A 15,838-nucleotide genomic window follows, 5' to 3' on the forward strand; every position below is an offset into this window, starting at 1 on the left:
TTATCAGAAGTATCCTGCCTCATATTTTTTTAATAACTTTCCCTCATAATATGTGGAAAATCACAAAAGAACATATTTCCATTGTGACTTTCCAGTATTACAGATCAATTTTGATATTCAATCAACTTCACTTCTCCAGCTAGAACCAGAGCAATCTCCTCATCCAATTTTTTGACCATTTTCTCATGAGTTGCAATTGTATTAAGGAAATTTAAAAGTTTCTTCATATCCTCCCGATTAAATTCACAATGAGTAAAATCATAAGAATTAAATTTTAACCATACTGACTTTATAACATCATATCCTGATATATTTAACCTCTGTAATGATAAGGGACATTTAATTCTTATTGTTTCTTTCCCATCCGTGAGCAATAATTGTTCATTTTCGGCATCAAATGGATGTGCAACATTCTTTAATTCAAATCCCACCGGCACTTCTTCCATAATTTGGTCATAATCATAGTTCAAAATATTCTCCGGAACATAGTCTACTTTTTCTAATTCGGCAATTTTTTCTCCAATTCGAGCAATTTTAAGAAAAATATCCTTATCAGCTACAACAGGGACTCTTGCTCGCTTATCTGACTGATTTACAGTAAAAAGTGCCCCTTCAAATTCATCGAGATAAACTTGCGAACATAATACTGCGTAGATATAAAACACCAGATCTCTAGCACTTTCATGCTCATTCTTTCCAAGCATCATCATAACCCTATGAAGAATATCAGCAGATATATTGGATAACATTTTTCCACTTTTTTTATCTGGATATTGATTCACATAAATGTGAGAGTTGCCACGCGTACACATATCATTATCTGGATAATACCAACAAAATGAAACAAACTGTGACAATGTAGGATTCAAATCTTTGGGAGCATGTGCCATAGCAAATCCAATTGTATCTTTATGATTATATGCACTTATTATTTCCGGTCTAAGACGTGTTCCTCCACCTCCGATATGGCTATATTTAACCAATAATTCTTTCCATAACAACACATTAGATGTAAAAAATGGCCGGAATGAATATGGCTTTATATTATCAGCAAGAGTCTGATCCATCACACTTCTGTTCTCGCATTCATTCAATGCATTTTCAAATGCCATTATTTTTTCAATTTTAGGTGGTTTATCCTGCTTTGCAAACCATGCACTTGCCTCTGTTGCTCCATTTATAGCTATATCGCGACTCCGTCTTTTTAACATAGGAGCCTTAACATGCGTAAACATTGCGGTTGGTGCAAGCTTTATTCCAGAACAGTGATTAATAAAAATTGCTGCTTGTTTTTTTTCTCCACTAACAGGCCAAAATTTTTTATACATTTCCGTATTAAATGGCTTTGCTGGAGAAAATGCGAATGTATCATTAGCAATATCATATGTGTCAAATCTCGATACAATTTTCTCAATACTCTCATTTAATAATTGTTCTTTATTTATTCGCATGCAATGTGAATAATCGCAATAATGAAGCTTTGTTATTGATGTATCATCTCCATATTTTCTCGTCAAAACAATAACTGCACGCCCTTGAAGTGTGTGAAATAAACTATCACTTCTGGCTCCTGTTCTTGCATCTGCATCTACAGATACAATCCATACATCAGAAAAATTTTCACACAAATATTTTCTAGCATATTTATATGATTCTGCTTCCAAAAAAGACAATGGCACCACTAATGAAAGTACTGAATGATTCGGTGAATCCAACAGTTTTTTACAACTCCATCTTAAAAATTGCATAAATGGATTATTAATCTGTTTCTGAATATTTTGTCTACCTCTTCTCAATTCTTTTGGTGGTCTAAAGTCCTCCATAAGATGATTTATAATAGAAAAGTCTTTATCTGTATTATCTCTTATCGTATCCGAACATGGGGGATTTCCTATAACTAATTTCAATGGCATATTAGAGATACGACTTGCTTCCAATAATTCTCTGCCTTCAATAGAATCTTTATTTGCATCTCCGTTAAATACACTATTACTCAATGTATTTGCCAGTAAAATATGCACGCTGTTTCTTTTCGTTTCATCTTGCTTTTTCAAAACAGCCATTCTATAATTCGCCAACATATATGGTGCTGGAAGAATTTCTATTCCGCAAAGTGTATATGCACCATTTCCTGGGTCATGGTTAATCACTTCTTCCATAAATGATCCTGTTCCACAACAAGGATCTATAATGGTATTTCCATCATCATAAATACTTTTTCCCGAAAAATTCTTTGACACAACATAATTTGTCAATTTCACCACGAAATCTGCAAGTGCTTTAGGTGTATAATAAGCACCAAAATCGAATCTTGATTTTGCATCGTATTTTGACAAAAACAGCTCAAACAATTGATGATAATCTGGATTAACTAATTGCTGATCTGTCATTTTTATAAAAGACAAAAACTTAATACATTCATCTATCCGTTGATTAATAAAAAAATTCTTGTCTGAATGATCTCTTAAATAAAGCATAAGATTTCTAAATGGTGTTAATGCTTCACCCTCTGATAAATCTTCCTTAATATAGGCTATAATTTTTCTTTCTTTTTCAGTTGGAGTATCTTCTGGTAAACACAAAACTCTATGAGCATATAAAAGACAGAACATAATAACTTGTGCTGTAAAATCAGCAAATACGTCTGCCGTTCTCAACTTCGAGTCATTATGGTTATAAACCAATTTTCGCATTTGTTGAAGCAAGATAATAACTTCTCTTTCATTATCATTCATTGCTTCCTCAACTGGAATATTTGCCAATTCTAAAATATCATCTGCCAACATTCTTGTTCTCACAGCAACTAGTTCTACCAATTTTGATTCATTCATCTGCTGTGCTGATGGGTTTTTGAAGAATTCTCTCATATAAACTTCAAAACGTGGATTAAGCGTTTGAGCAGACCAATCTTTCGTATGCATTTTCTCTTTTTCTATAACAGATATAACAGCCGGTTCACTGTCCTTACTCATACAAAATACAAATTCCAACCCATCAGTAATAATAAGCTTATGCCCCAGTGTAAGGTATTTTTCTATTTGTGTTGCATAAGGTTTTGTATCAAATTCTTCCTCTGAAAGTCCTTTTCCCTCAATGTATCCATATATCCCCATAGTCTGTTTATTATGGATTCGCCAATCTGGACGGCCAACTCTCCCCTGTGTTGTAGGTTCAAGAATAACATCTATCTCCTCATTTGGATTGAATTCTTTAGCTAGTGCTTTTTCCATTGCATCCAGTGGCATTCTATAGGATAATTCTGCAGTGTACTGGCCACTGTTCATAGCATTTTTATATTGATTCTGAAGTGCTTTCAAATACGTCTTCATAATAGCATTGTATGACATTAGATTTTACCACTCCTTTTATAACAATCAATAATACTAGTTCCAATCTGTTTAGCAAGCAATGGCGGCACTGCATTACCTATTTGTCTTGCCATATCAACTTTACTTCCAGTAAAAAGAAAGTCTTTAGGAAAAGTTTGTAGCATTGCACCTTCTCTAAGAGAAATACTTCTGTCCTGTTCTGGATGACCAAACTTTCCTCTTGTAAAGCTATCAAATCTTGCTGTAATGGTTGGCGAAACCTCATCCCACGCCATCCTTCCATAAACATTTCTGTATCCAATCACAGAACTATCTATTTTATGGCAATCAGCTAAAAGCTCTTTAGGAAGATACTCTCGTCCTTGTCCCGGTTTTAAAGCTCTAATCCTTTTAAGGTTAATTTCCGACAACCTATCACGCCTATGCAACGAAATACCGGGATAATCACTTCCATCTTCAGGCGGCTCTGGCAAACTTCCTATAACATCTCTAACCGTGTAATGTTTCTCCATTTCTTTCGGATATTCGTAATTTACTCCCATATCACTTCGTTCACCAATAATAATATATCTTTTTCTTCTTTGTGCAACTCCATAATTCTGGGCATCCAAAAGCTTAATATGAACTGTATATCCAATGTTTTTTAGTTTATCAAGAAGTTCCTCCAGAATTGTTTTCCCTCTTTTTCCCGCAATTCCTGAAACATTTTCCATAACAAAATATCGAGGGTATAATTCATCTACCAATTGTGCATACTTAAAAACAAGCTGGTTTCTCGGATCCTCATCTGCACCTCGTCTCTGCACCGAAAATCCTTGGCAAGGTGGCCCTCCTGCAAGAAGAAACAATTCTCCTCGTTGCATTTTACAAATATTCAAAGCTCTTCCATCCAACATATCATTTATATCTGCAGTAAATGCTGGATGACTAAAATATTTTTTATTTGCTTCTATTGTTTTAATACACCGATTATCAATATCAAAGCTCAAACGAATATCAAATCCCGCTTGCTGTAACCCAAGCCCCAAACCACCAGCTCCGCAAAAGCTATCTATACATGTATATTTAACCATATAGTTCCTCTTTTCGTTTTGTTTTTATTCCCGCAATAACACTTGAGTAAGAACTACTGACAGGTTTCTCTATTGATTGTGGACCTTCTTTCAATTGTTGCTTTGTTGGCTCTACTGACAATATTTCTATTAACATGTCTATCGCTATCCCGGCTGAAAAAAGCGGGGGAACTGCTTCTCCTATCTGGCGATATACATCATCTGATTTCCCTAAAAATTCAAATCCAATTGGAAAACTCTGAAGCAATGCCGCTTCCCTAGCAGTAAGTCCTCTATCCTGTTCTGGATGTGTATATCTTCCACTTGCAGGATTACGAGCATAATGTGTTATAGTAATTGATGGTCGATCCCAATACAATCTCCCATAGGTATCCGAAAATCCCTTTGTGCGATCAAGGCACGCTGGACCAACACCTGCTGGTCTGTTTCCTCCATCATGAGGTACCTGTTTTAAAACAGCAATGGTACTTTTTTTATGTGCTGCACTTTTATGCATAGGATCCGATGGATCTGCAACTCCCGCAGCAACAGGTTTTAATGCTCCTATCGCCTCTCTAACAGTTTTATAATTTTTAGGTTCCAAATATCCTTCTGGTAATATAAATTCTTTTTTCATTCCTATTACAACAGATCGGAATCTTTCTTGTGGAACCCCAAAAGATGCAGCATTGTATATATTTTCTTTAACAATGTATCCTTCCTGTTCATACCTATTTTTTGCTGCATAAAAATATTTCCAATATCTATTTGATAAGAACTCTGGTACATTTTCCATTACAAAAGCTATGGGCTGAATAAAACTCACAATATCAGCAAACACATTCACAAGATTGTTTCTATGATCATCTTCTTCATTCCAATGCTTTTTTCTATGAGACGTAAATCCTTGACATGGTGCACAACCAATTAAAATTGTTGGTTTCATTTTATCATATCCTATAGTATCAAGTACTTTGATTAATTCTTCCTTATCTTCTGCCAATTCAATAATATCTCTATTTATAACAGGTGTATCAAAATTATGTGCATAACTTTCTGCCGAAAACTTATTTATATCACAGCCTCCCAAAAAATCAAATATGGGGATAATGTCATTAACCGCAGCAAATCCAAGTGAAGTTCCTCCTGCCCCACTAAAAAAATCTATAATCTGTATCTTGTTACCCGAATACATTTCTTTTTTCAAAGGTTTAAATTTCTTTTGTTCTTGCTGTGCCATAAGTAAAAGATCTGTCTTATATGATCTAAGATCTTCCGTTTCCCATATTCCAGTCATCGCATACTTTTGGAGAAACTCAATGTTCATCATGATGTCCTCCATTCATATTTTCTTCACCCTCAACGATCTCCATCACATCTCCAACATCACAATTAAGTGCACAGCATATTTTATCAATTACATCTGTTGTTACTCTTTCATTTTTTCCTAATTTAGCTAATGCATTTGTACTAATTCCAGAAGATAAACGAAGATCTTTTTTCTTCATATCTTTATCTATAAGAAGTTTCCAAAGTTTTCTATAGCTAACAGCCATCGATTAATCCTCCATTTCAAAATGCGAAAATCGCCTTAGTATAACCTATAAAAGTATATCTCAATTTTATCGTTCCGTCAATTTTAAATTGTAATCTACAATTTTTTGTCTATTTTTTCAATTCCAACAGCTATTAGTCACTTAATTCTTTCATCTCAATTTTATTTTATAGCAATATATATTAACTGGTTATATAAAAGACAGGAAATATAAACACATCCTATTCCCTGTCTATACCTGCAAATTTTTTAGGAATATTTATTTTCTAAATACTTCCTAATCCAAACAGTCCCAATATTAATAAAGCAAACAATAACTAATAAATTAATGGGAATAACTTCACGAATCATATTTCCCAAAACTGCAATAAACGAAACACTCAAGATAAGAACTGTTTTATACATACTATCCCATATTTTTTTGTACTGTATAGTTGCTTTCCAGACAAGAAAAACACTTCCCATAATTCCAAAAATAATAAGAATCATTGTAAAACTACGTTCAAATAACACTTCTCCTGCTGAATATCCGAGATACTCCAAGTTCTCAAACCACTCTGCATATTCCAGCCACCATTCAATTGTTTTTTTTCCTAGTTGAAGAATATCCCTTTGAAATGCCCCATTCTGAACAAGTGAACAAACAATAATCATAATATATCCCCAACTCCAAACGTACATATTTTCTTTCATATCATTAATTTCTCTTTTTGCTTTCTTTCTGGCTTTACGGATTTCCAGCTCTGCCCGTTTCTTTTCATTGCGTACTTTGGTTTCTGCCTGCTCTGTCTTTTTCTCCGCTTCTTTTTGTTTCTTCTGTGCATCATCCACTGCTTCAACAGATGATTTGTTCACCTGTATCTGCAATTTAGAGTTCTGGTCCCGAACGTCTTTTATCTCTTCTTCGAGCTGCTCTTGCTCGCTCCTGCTCTGCAAACCGTTTCTGTTCCTCAGATCGTCGTTGCTCTGCTGAAGCGATTGATTCAGTTTCTGCGTTTCGGACAGCTCGGTTGTCAGACGCTGAATTTCTACGGTTGATTTCCGAACTTCTTCTCGCAATCTCTGCCTGTCGGATGAGATCGTCTGTTTCTCTTCTTCCAGCATCTGTATTTGCTGTTTTTGTTTTCGCATGAACTCTTTCGCCTTCTCGAAACTCTGTACGAGAATATCCCTCTCTACTTTGAGCTTGATCAGTGATTCCTCTGGCGTCTGCGATGGCTGCGTCAAGCTCTCTGTAATAGTTTCTGAGTTCTTCGTCTGATCTGCTGTTCCTGTCGGATGCATCTCTGGCTTTTTGCCTATTTCCATTAAATTCATTCTCTAAGCCCTCCTTGCTGATGTCCAGATGGAATGTTTTGGACAGATTACTATCACGTACTTTCTTCCCATCCTGATTCTGAAATGTGATGTGTTTCCGTTTCTCTGTCCAGTTTACGTTCCACCCGAACTGCTTCATTTTTTCTATAAATTTTTCCTTACTGATACAATTTTCCAGTGCTTTTAGCACCGCCATTGCACAGTCCGCTACAAAGCTATCCTTTACCTGCTGACGGAACAAATTATATTTGTCTTTGCTCCATGCAATGACTTCCCCTTTTTCAATCTGGCTTCCATCAAAGTGCTTTCCTTTTTCGGCAACGGTCAGCCCTCGCTCCCGGCACATCTGGTTGGTAAGCTGTTTCATACGTTCCAGATCTTTTCTGGTGTTATGCAGCTTTCTTCCATCTTCATAACTCACCGAATTTGTAACCAGATGGCAATGGATATGGTCTTTATCCTTATGTACCGCTACTAAAGTCTGGAATCCACTGAACCATTTTTCCGCAAACTCTTTTCCAAATTTAAATGCCTGCTCTGGGGTGATCTGCTCGTCCTTATGCCAGGAAATAATGTTGTGGGCGTACATTCTCCCGGTGTCTTTATCCCACAACTTCTTTTCTTCCAGAAAGGTTCTGTACACCAGATCATAGATAATCTCATCATGGCGGTACGGGCCTGTTACATAGGTAAGCGGTTCGCTGGTCTTATCCTGTCGTAACACATATTCGATACAGTTTCTCATTGCTCCATGTGTATTTGTCCGCTTATTAATCGTCTTATTAACTGCCATATCCTCTCACTCTCCTTCCGATACTTGAGAATATTTTTATTGAGGAAATACAGCATACTGTCATTTGGGATTTCTCCATCTGTATGCAGCTTCCTTGCAATCTGATTGATATTTGTAGTTGCTCCCCGGAGCTGGCAAAGAATATCTGCAAACATCTGGTTCAATCTTTTCAGTTCTTCCACTTCCTCTGCCGATGCTATCTTCAAGTCTGCGATTGCTTTTATCACAACTTCCTGCTGTGTTCTTCCAGATTCTTTCACTTTGTTTTGAAGCAGATTGTATTCCGCTTTATTCATTCGTATAGTTACTGTATGATTTCGTTTTCTCATAGGCTTTTATCTCCTTTCTTTGCTTGATTTTTCATTCTTTATTAACAGACACAGCATTCTGGTGGCATATTTGCAGGAGATTTATAAGAGAGTGCAACGCTCTCTTATACAGGTGCAGGACAGCGTCCTAGTCAATTAGTAAGTGTTCCGTAGGAATGTCCGGTGGACATTTCGCAGGAATACTTACTAATTGGCGTACCGGGGTTCCAAGGGGCAGAGCCCTCTGGCAAGTTTAGGAACAGCCCAAAGGCTGGTTCCGGTGCAGAGTGGCTTGCCACTCTGCGAAACTTGCCTGTCATCTCCCCACCACTGAATCGACACCCGCCAGGCAATATTTTCCACCCTACATTATCAAATCCAAATGGAGATGACGGTGGGTTTGTGGTGCAGGAGCCGACTGCGGAAGAAAAAGAAAAGCTCCACCTTTCATAGATTTTCCCTTTCTGAAACAGGCTAGTCATGCACCACTCCGATGCGAAGTATCGGACAATCATGTGCCGTATCCGGCACCCTATATCTTTTCTTTGCCTGTTTGTACACCCCTCTCATCTGCAAACACCTTTCTGCCATATTTCCCTGTTATTTCTGTCTTTCTTTTTCTGAACTGCTTTCTATTTCTGCTGAAAGGCATAAAAATAGCAGTCATGAACATTTCTCCAACTCATAATGTCTGAAATGCTATCACTGCTATTGTCTTTTTCTGCTATTCTGTTTTCGTAAAACTATTCTTTACTGTCAGTCCTTTTTCCTGTTACTGCTATTTTATTTTATCGCAAATTTCAAGCAGGTCATGTAATAAATTCTCCAGTTTCATAAGTCTGCGATGCTGATACCAGATCAATCCTGGCAATCCCGCTGCAAGAAAGAACGAAGCACACAAAATCTTTATTGCCTGTCCTCTGCTGCTTATCCCTCCATATCCAAATCCACATACCAGATTCACGAATAAAACATAGAAATATCCACAAAATAAGACAAACTCAAAAATCCACACCAGCACCTTTTTCACTTTCTCTTTCACTCTGTACTTCTCCCTCCTACATTTTTAAATTCAGTGTAGCGAATTTCTCGCTATATTTCAATAGTGAATATCTCGCTAAGTTATTATTATGCTAGAGGTGAAACACATGTATCAGAGAATACGGGATCTGCGTGAAGATCGTGACCTTACGCAGAAGAATATGGGTGAAATCCTAAATTGCAGTCAGCGTATTTACAGTAATTATGAATGTGGTGATGTCGATATCCCTACTCACATTCTGATTAAACTGGCTGAATTTCATAATACCAGCGTTGATTATCTGCTAAACCTGACAGATGATAAACGTCCTTACCCAAGAAAAAAGAATAGCTCCACTTAAAGCAGTCTGATTTATTTTATGTAAGCCAGACTGCTTTTCTTTTATAATCAGCTAAAAACTGTCTGCAAAATCCAGTGCTGCATCCATATCAGCTTCTTTCTCCCAGTCCAGATTATCTTCTGCGATCTCTTCATCCGTTTTCTCCATTGTTAGTGTTCTGTCCGGCAAATTAATTTCTCCCACCGATTCTTTTACAAACGGTACAAGCATTTCCATCAGATTCTTCGCTATAGCCATCGGGACAGATTCTTTCACCCCATCCCGGACAGCTGTTTCCACTCTTTCCAGAAATGCATCTTCCTTTTCTCTGGTTTCCAGATACGGATCTGCTTCATTCCTGTACTCTCTGGAAAAATAATCGTTTAAAGCAACTACAACTGCTCTGGTGTACGATTTATATTTTTTCCTGTCCATCGTCTGCAAATATTCCCATGCCTGCCTGTCCTGTTCATCACAAAGGTTCAAACGGATATTTGTATTGATGATTTTCCGTTCTTTTCTCATACAAGCATCCCTCCGTTTCTCTGGATCTTCCTTACGGTCATTGCTTCATAGCCTTTCGCTGTGGCACAGATGTCCCGTACAATCGTTACCCGGCTCTTGTCATATTCTCCAAAATTCTGGATCATACAACCGCCACCGCCGACCACATACAGACGCATCAGTTCTGGATTATATTCCCGTTCTCTCAGCTTATGGAAGATTTCTTTCGTATAATCTCTGGCAGCTTTACGAATGACTGTCAGATATTTCTCACCAATATCTGCTGTCCCGGTACGGATCACCTGCTCAATCACCAGATCGTCTACCACCGTTCCCAGTTCTTTCAGCAAGGATTCTCTTACAGCAAGCACACACTGATGCGTTCCATATTTCTCTGTAAAGCATTTCTTCTCTAATGGACGGGAATTATTGATATACATGATATTCATAGTGCCATTTCCAATATCTGCCAGCATGTTGATTCCTTTGAAATCCTGTAAACGGTAAAAAGCTGCTGCAAATCCCTGTGGGTAAATATCAGCTCCTGCAAACTCCACATGATATTCTTTATTGCGGAATGTAAAATCCACACATTCATTCTGGAGAAGATATTTCTGGAAATCTTCTTTCTGTGTAGCTACCCAGGTAAGTGGAAGTCCGGCTGCAATGTGTACCTTTGCCCGCTTCATACCTTTCCCATCCAGTTCCCTTGCGACAGCCGCCAGTGTCAGCACATAATAGTCCTCGTCCTGCGTTTTCTCTGCACAGAACTCCTTGTGTTCCTCTCCGATCTGGTAATACATGCCATTGTAAACAAGAAGATTATTCTGGAAGATTGGCTCCTTGTCATATCTGGCTACACCGGCTGGAAAGCATCTGGTGGCTGTTTTCATGTTTCCATACCCATGATCAATCCCGATCACCATAACTGTCTCATTATTGTTGTTTTTCATCATTCTCATAATCATACCTCACACTTTCTTAATTTTTATTTTTTTACTTTTTCCCAAATTCGGGAAAAACCTATATTTGTATCAGCTAGAACATTGATACATGAAAAAGGGCAGTCAGCGTAAAAAAAGCAAAATTTTATGTACTCTGGCAGCTATCTTTGTTATTTCTCCTGCTCCGGTAACATTTCTTTTTGCTTATTTTGCCCTAAATGCCCTTAATTCCCTGATTCATATTTAACTGTAACTGTTTATAATCTGTATCTGTTTCTTCAAAAGGTATTCTTTCTTCTGGATCTACAGGACAAAAATCTTCTTCCTTAACTGCAATATCCTGATAATAAAACTCACCATTGTACTGCTTCAGAAGGAAACCTTTATCTGTCATATTCCTGAAAAAGTTGGATTTACCATGCCCCTGTCGGCCATTCTCTTTGCAGTATTCCTCATACATATGGAACACTTCACTTCGTTTCAGACGTTTTCCTTTGGCACGCACCAATGACTCATCAATAAAAGCACAGATACTATCTGACGTCCGTTGCACTTCTCTTACACATTCTTTGCTGTGTTCGCTCTCCGTGAACTTTCCCTGTTCGTACAGATTTTTCAATGCAATCATCGCCATATGAATTGCATAATCGGATTCTGCCTGTACCTTTTCCTTTAAGTGCAGATCTTTTTCACCACTTTTTACTACCCGGTTCATATCAAGAATCAGTAGTCTGCGATAAAAAGCATCCGACTTATCCTCAAGATTCTGCGGCATTTCATTGGTAGAAAAGAGTAACTTTGCATAAGAGTGAAAATGGATTGCATCCTGTCCCTTTTTCTCATAGATCAGTGTATCTTCACCGACTGCTTTCTTTAATACATCTGTGTTCTCCATTGCTTTACATGGAATATCCGCACAGGCATTTAGTAGCTTTCCGTACATTCCTGTGGCATAGAATCGTTTGTTCAAATCCTGTAAAGAAATGCTGGACATATTGGTGATTCCAACCACATACTGGATCAGTGATACTGCCACAGACTTTCCGGTTCCACCATTTCCTTTCAGTGTAAGGAATTTCTGAAACTGCGTATCCTGTGTCATGCAGTATCCAAAATACTCCCAGAATGTCTGCTGTTCTTCTTTATTTGGAAGAGACGATGCAAGATACTTTTTGATATTTTCTCCACCTTGTAACACCTGCTCACAGTCCTCTGGATAATAGGGAAATGGAATCTGATTGATTGTCAGATAATCCGGATTGTGTTCCAGCATTTCACCCGTAACCGGATCGTAATATCCATTTTTGAAGTTGATCCACCTCACAGGTTGTTTATTTAGTTCATATGCCTCTCGGTGAACTTTTGGCTGTGCGATCAGCAGATTATAGATTCTTTTGATCACTCCACTCTGTACCTGGTCACGATAGATCAGCTTCTGGATACGGTATTTCATTCTTACCCCATCATGGTCTTCCAGGAAAACACCATGCTCATAATAATACGGTGTGATTCCCACCACAAAAAACTGAACATTCTCCACCAGGTAATCTACAATCTCCATATCCCGGACACCTTTCACATTTCCTTTTGCATCAAATAAGTGAAAACGGCTCAGTTCCGGTTCTTCTTTCGGATCTCGCTCAAACCGAAGAATATACTTTTCCAGTAATTTCTCAACTTCTTTCTGATTATCCAGTTTGCCAAGGTACTCCTTCTCTTTGAACAACTGCCAGCCCGCTTTTCCATCAAGACCAGCGTCTTTGAAAAATGTCTGTAACTTATCATTCATCCACTTCACCGTACAGGCAGTCACATAATGATAGGCACTCTGACAGCTTCCAGTAAACTGAATAGATCTCATTTCCTCTATAAAAGAATCTGCACTGAAATAATATCCATCATCTTCCTGCACCAGACAAAGCGCCTGATAACCTGACATCACAATATTCAATGCGATATCCTGATTGTCCACCAGAAAAATATAGGTCTGTGCTGTCCCTTCCGGATTGGTTTCCATATAATGCTTCAAAAACTTCTTATTCAAACTTATCACTTCCTTTCAGGCAAAGAAAAAGACGCAAGCCATATCTTATGACTCACGCCTTACTTCGCTCACAATATTCTATTTTTATCAGTTACCTGCCAGATTAGTTACTGACAATCCTTATACATAAATCAATTCTTTCAGGATAATCTCTTCTGCAATCGCTCTGTGCTGATTGGCAGCTCTTACCCATGCCATCTGATTTTTCTCCTTATCCGGCAGTGGTTCTTTTTCTTCCAACTGTTTCAGAATCACTTCTTCCCGTTCCCTGGCTGCCTTGTCCACTTCCAGAAGATGCGCTCCAATGGTATCCTGTAAGAGCATCACCTGATACGTTGAATTTCGATGGTTCTTCAGATAATCTCTGCGTAAGAATCCATATTTGCCAAGCTGCTCCATCTGCTCACCGGATTTATAGGTGAGGTTCGGAATCAGGTATCCATTTACATTTGTATAAGTCAGTTTCATATTACTGTGACCTCTCTTTCGTTTAAACTTTTATCTGTAACAGAACCAGATGTTCATGTTACGTCATTGCTACAAATCTTTTTTTCCATATTATTTTGAATCCAACCCGGGCAGATTTTCTTCAAAATCATGGTGAAAGTGCTTCGTTTCTGTGTTGGGAAAATGAACGGAAACACTTGATTTTACTGACTTTCTTCAATGTAACCTTATTATAACGTCCTCCCCCCACCCCACCGCTTCATTCGGATACTCATTAAATCCGGGCAGGGGCTGCGCGCCTCGTCTTAAGTAGGCTTTGACTTTCTCGCCCCAGAGGAATGGGTCGTTTCGTTGTATGATGCCCCATTCCATCAGGAGGGCGGCGGAGCCGGTGACGAAGGGAGTGGAGAAAGAAGTTCCGGTGACAGTGGTATAGGCACCGCCGGGAGTGGGGGCGGTGATGTTTACTCCGGGGGCGACGAGATCCGGTTTGGGGAATGAGAGATTCGATCCGCCGCGGCCGGAGAAATCGGCGTAGGCGTTTAGTCTGGAGTCATAGGCTCCTACGGTGATCACTTTGGCTGCAGTGGATGGGATCGTGAGTGTTTCTGCAGCGATCGGACGGTAAAATCCGGTCACTGGGTTCAGGACATTTCCCCCCGGAAGCCACAGGTTATAATTACCCTCCCGGATTCGTCTGCCATGCAGATGAATCTTCCAGATTCCACTGGTGAGGTATGTCTCTACAGGGATAAAATCAAAATAAATCTCCTGCGTTACCTGAAAAGGTCCCGGCTTTCCGTAGTAAATCAATAAATCTGTTTCCCCTGCACGGTATCTCTGTGTGCCGATTTTTTCCGAAAGTGTTGGCAGTCTTTCGCCAGATGGCGTTTCTATGGAAATCTCGATCTCATCTGCATAGGCTTTCCATAACTGCAGATTCAAAGTTGTCTCATAAGTCCCAATACTCATTTCCACAGTTTCTGTCTGTCCCTGTCGAAGCTGTCCCGCCGTATGGATCCGGTCATTTCCATTATTTCCGCTTCCTACACAGATGACAGAACGTCCTACATTCGCTGCGTTGCTGAGATATGTTTCCAGCAGAGAATCCCCTTGATGTGAACCGTAGTTATTCCCAAAGCTGATATTTATAGCAATCGGTCTTCCCATCTTCACCGCCTGCCGGATCAGATAATCAATCCCCTCCATCAGTTCCGTTGTCCGTGGAAAAGAATTTTCCCGTGCATTTCCCATTTTTACAACGAGTAGATCACTTTCATAGGCCACACCGCGATTTACTCCTCCTGATGCTCTCCCATTTCCCGCCGCGATTCCAAGAACTGCTGTCCCATGTCCACTGAAATCTCTGGATGGAACAAGGCGCCTGCCCTCAGTTTCCCCAAGTACAAGCGCCTTATCTATTTCTTCTTTCGTATATTCAGTTCCTGTCACATAACCTCTTGGTGGCTTTCCATCCAGACTCTGATCCCATAATCGCAGGATCCGGCTGCTGCCATCCTCATTTCTGAAATCCGGATGAAAATAGTCCACTCCGGAATCCACAACGCCAACCAGAATCCCTTCGCCGGTCAATCCGTTTGCACCAGCCTGTACCGGCAGGATGCAGCTCGCCTCTCTCGCCTGAAGCGTCTCAAAATAAAGTCGCTTGGGCTTTTCTATAAATTCAATCTGTTCTCTGTCTGAGTATGCATCAATTTCTGATTCCGGTAAAGTCACTACTGCATAACCTCCAAACAGCGGAACTACCTGAATTCCATCACCGCCAAGGCCACTTTCCGGTCCGCTGTATTTTATGATCACATCCCATACTTTTGTGGCTGAATCGTACCCAACATTCAGATTTTCCGATTTTGCCCGTTCCTGTGGCGTTGCCTCCATTGCAAGATTAAGAAGATTATCTATTTTCTGATCCGGCATAAAGATCTCATTTCAGATAGCACATTTACTTTATTATATGCTCCTCTTTTTCCAGTATATTCTAGCAGTTTTCCAATACATTGATTTCCATTTTCTGCTTCACCCGTTTCTGCGTTATAACCTCCACAGCAAGATTTAATAGATTATCAATTCTCTGTGAATAATTGATCATATACAATCAGAGAAACAATGGTTATCCTGGATTTCTGCATCGAAAAATCTTTCTTCTCTTATATCCGATGCTAA

General features: G+C 39.0%; 14 protein-coding genes. 1 reads left to right on the plus strand and 13 read right to left on the minus strand.

Annotated elements, in window-relative coordinates; all coding sequences use genetic code 11:
- Nucleotides 1-104: 104 nt before the first annotated feature.
- From DWX28_RS02915 to DWX28_RS20230, 8 genes are all read right to left on the minus strand, one after another.
- Nucleotides 105-3,347, minus strand: a complete 3,243-nt coding sequence (locus DWX28_RS02915; protein ID WP_118251809.1) for a type ISP restriction/modification enzyme — start codon at nt 3,345-3,347, stop codon at nt 105-107.
- Nucleotides 3,347-4,402: a DNA cytosine methyltransferase gene (locus tag DWX28_RS02920; RefSeq protein WP_118251810.1), complete on the minus strand. Its 1,056-nt coding sequence runs from the start codon at nt 4,400-4,402 to the stop codon at nt 3,347-3,349. The genes DWX28_RS02915 and DWX28_RS02920 overlap by 1 nt, the downstream gene beginning before the upstream one ends.
- The gene (locus DWX28_RS02925; protein ID WP_158565273.1) at nt 4,395-5,711 is read right to left on the minus strand and encodes a DNA cytosine methyltransferase; all 1,317 of its coding nucleotides are present in this window, start codon (nt 5,709-5,711) and stop codon (nt 4,395-4,397) included. Before DWX28_RS02925 ends, DWX28_RS02920 begins: the two co-directional genes overlap by 8 nt.
- Nucleotides 5,698-5,937, minus strand: a complete 240-nt coding sequence (locus DWX28_RS02930; RefSeq protein ID WP_118251812.1) for a helix-turn-helix domain-containing protein — start codon at nt 5,935-5,937, stop codon at nt 5,698-5,700. The genes DWX28_RS02925 and DWX28_RS02930 overlap by 14 nt, the downstream gene beginning before the upstream one ends.
- 248 nt (nt 5,938-6,185) lie before the next feature.
- Nucleotides 6,186-6,791: a DUF6040 family protein gene (locus tag DWX28_RS02935; protein ID WP_118251871.1), complete on the minus strand. Its 606-nt coding sequence runs from the start codon at nt 6,789-6,791 to the stop codon at nt 6,186-6,188.
- Between the two features lie 13 nt (nt 6,792-6,804).
- Entirely contained in the window at nt 6,805-8,046 is a 1,242-nt protein-coding gene (locus tag DWX28_RS02940) for a relaxase/mobilization nuclease domain-containing protein (RefSeq protein WP_186855956.1), read from the minus strand.
- Nucleotides 7,995-8,375, minus strand: a complete 381-nt coding sequence (locus tag DWX28_RS02945) for a plasmid mobilization protein (RefSeq protein WP_172733519.1) — start codon at nt 8,373-8,375, stop codon at nt 7,995-7,997. The genes DWX28_RS02940 and DWX28_RS02945 overlap by 52 nt, the downstream gene beginning before the upstream one ends.
- Nucleotides 8,376-8,886: 511 nt before the next feature.
- Nucleotides 8,887-9,021: a hypothetical protein gene (locus DWX28_RS20230; protein ID WP_015540887.1), complete on the minus strand. Its 135-nt coding sequence runs from the start codon at nt 9,019-9,021 to the stop codon at nt 8,887-8,889.
- A 481-nt stretch (nt 9,022-9,502) separates the two neighbouring features.
- Between DWX28_RS20230 and DWX28_RS02960 the strand changes: the two genes are divergently transcribed.
- Nucleotides 9,503-9,736 (plus strand): helix-turn-helix domain-containing protein, encoded by a 234-nt coding sequence (locus tag DWX28_RS02960; protein WP_015540886.1) that lies wholly within the window; start codon nt 9,503-9,505, stop codon nt 9,734-9,736.
- A 51-nt stretch (nt 9,737-9,787) separates the two neighbouring features.
- On the opposite strand, the gene DWX28_RS02965 is transcribed toward DWX28_RS02960, so the two are convergent.
- From DWX28_RS02965 to DWX28_RS02985, 5 genes are all read right to left on the minus strand, one after another.
- Nucleotides 9,788-10,240: a hypothetical protein gene (locus DWX28_RS02965; RefSeq protein ID WP_055146809.1), complete on the minus strand. Its 453-nt coding sequence runs from the start codon at nt 10,238-10,240 to the stop codon at nt 9,788-9,790.
- A complete protein-coding gene (locus DWX28_RS02970) occupies nt 10,237-11,181 on the minus strand; it encodes a ParM/StbA family protein (RefSeq protein WP_186855957.1) in 945 nt (314 codons plus the stop codon). The genes DWX28_RS02965 and DWX28_RS02970 overlap by 4 nt, the downstream gene beginning before the upstream one ends.
- A 196-nt stretch (nt 11,182-11,377) precedes the next feature.
- Nucleotides 11,378-13,216 (minus strand): DNA primase family protein, encoded by a 1,839-nt coding sequence (locus tag DWX28_RS02975; protein ID WP_243002310.1) that lies wholly within the window; start codon nt 13,214-13,216, stop codon nt 11,378-11,380.
- Nucleotides 13,217-13,327: 111 nt separating this feature from the next.
- The gene (locus tag DWX28_RS02980) at nt 13,328-13,675 is read right to left on the minus strand and encodes a TnpV protein (RefSeq protein ID WP_118251815.1); all 348 of its coding nucleotides are present in this window, start codon (nt 13,673-13,675) and stop codon (nt 13,328-13,330) included.
- A 195-nt stretch (nt 13,676-13,870) separates the two neighbouring features.
- Nucleotides 13,871-15,592, minus strand: a complete 1,722-nt coding sequence (locus DWX28_RS02985) for a S8 family peptidase (protein WP_022213835.1) — start codon at nt 15,590-15,592, stop codon at nt 13,871-13,873.
- Between the last annotated feature and the right edge of the window lie 246 nt (nt 15,593-15,838).

It is taken from the genome of Blautia sp. AF19-10LB (genome assembly GCF_003461245.1).
GTDB lineage: Bacteria > Bacillota > Clostridia > Lachnospirales > Lachnospiraceae > Blautia_A > Blautia_A intestinihominis.

Bases quoted from the DNA above. Each gene is read 5' to 3' on its own strand.
- DWX28_RS02915 (WP_118251809.1), bottom strand. From the start codon at position 3,347: ATGTCATACAATGCTATTATGAAGACGTATTTGAAAGCACTTCAGAAT.
- DWX28_RS02920 (WP_118251810.1), bottom strand. From the start codon at position 4,402: ATGGTTAAATATACATGTATAGATAGCTTTTGCGGAGCTGGTGGTTTG.
- DWX28_RS02925 (WP_158565273.1), bottom strand. From the start codon at position 5,711: ATGATGAACATTGAGTTTCTCCAAAAGTATGCGATGACTGGAATATGG.
- DWX28_RS02930 (WP_118251812.1), bottom strand. From the start codon at position 5,937: ATGGCTGTTAGCTATAGAAAACTTTGGAAACTTCTTATAGATAAAGAT.
- DWX28_RS02940 (WP_186855956.1), bottom strand. From the start codon at position 8,046: ATGGCAGTTAATAAGACGATTAATAAGCGGACAAATACACATGGAGCA.
- DWX28_RS02945 (WP_172733519.1), bottom strand. From the start codon at position 8,375: ATGAGAAAACGAAATCATACAGTAACTATACGAATGAATAAAGCGGAA.
- DWX28_RS20230 (WP_015540887.1), bottom strand. From the start codon at position 9,021: ATGACTGCTATTTTTATGCCTTTCAGCAGAAATAGAAAGCAGTTCAGA.
- DWX28_RS02960 (WP_015540886.1), top strand. From the start codon at position 9,503: ATGTATCAGAGAATACGGGATCTGCGTGAAGATCGTGACCTTACGCAG.
- DWX28_RS02965 (WP_055146809.1), bottom strand. From the start codon at position 10,240: ATGAGAAAAGAACGGAAAATCATCAATACAAATATCCGTTTGAACCTT.
- DWX28_RS02970 (WP_186855957.1), bottom strand. From the start codon at position 11,181: ATGAGAATGATGAAAAACAACAATAATGAGACAGTTATGGTGATCGGG.
- DWX28_RS02980 (WP_118251815.1), bottom strand. From the start codon at position 13,675: ATGAAACTGACTTATACAAATGTAAATGGATACCTGATTCCGAACCTC.
- DWX28_RS02985 (WP_022213835.1), bottom strand. From the start codon at position 15,592: ATGCCGGATCAGAAAATAGATAATCTTCTTAATCTTGCAATGGAGGCA.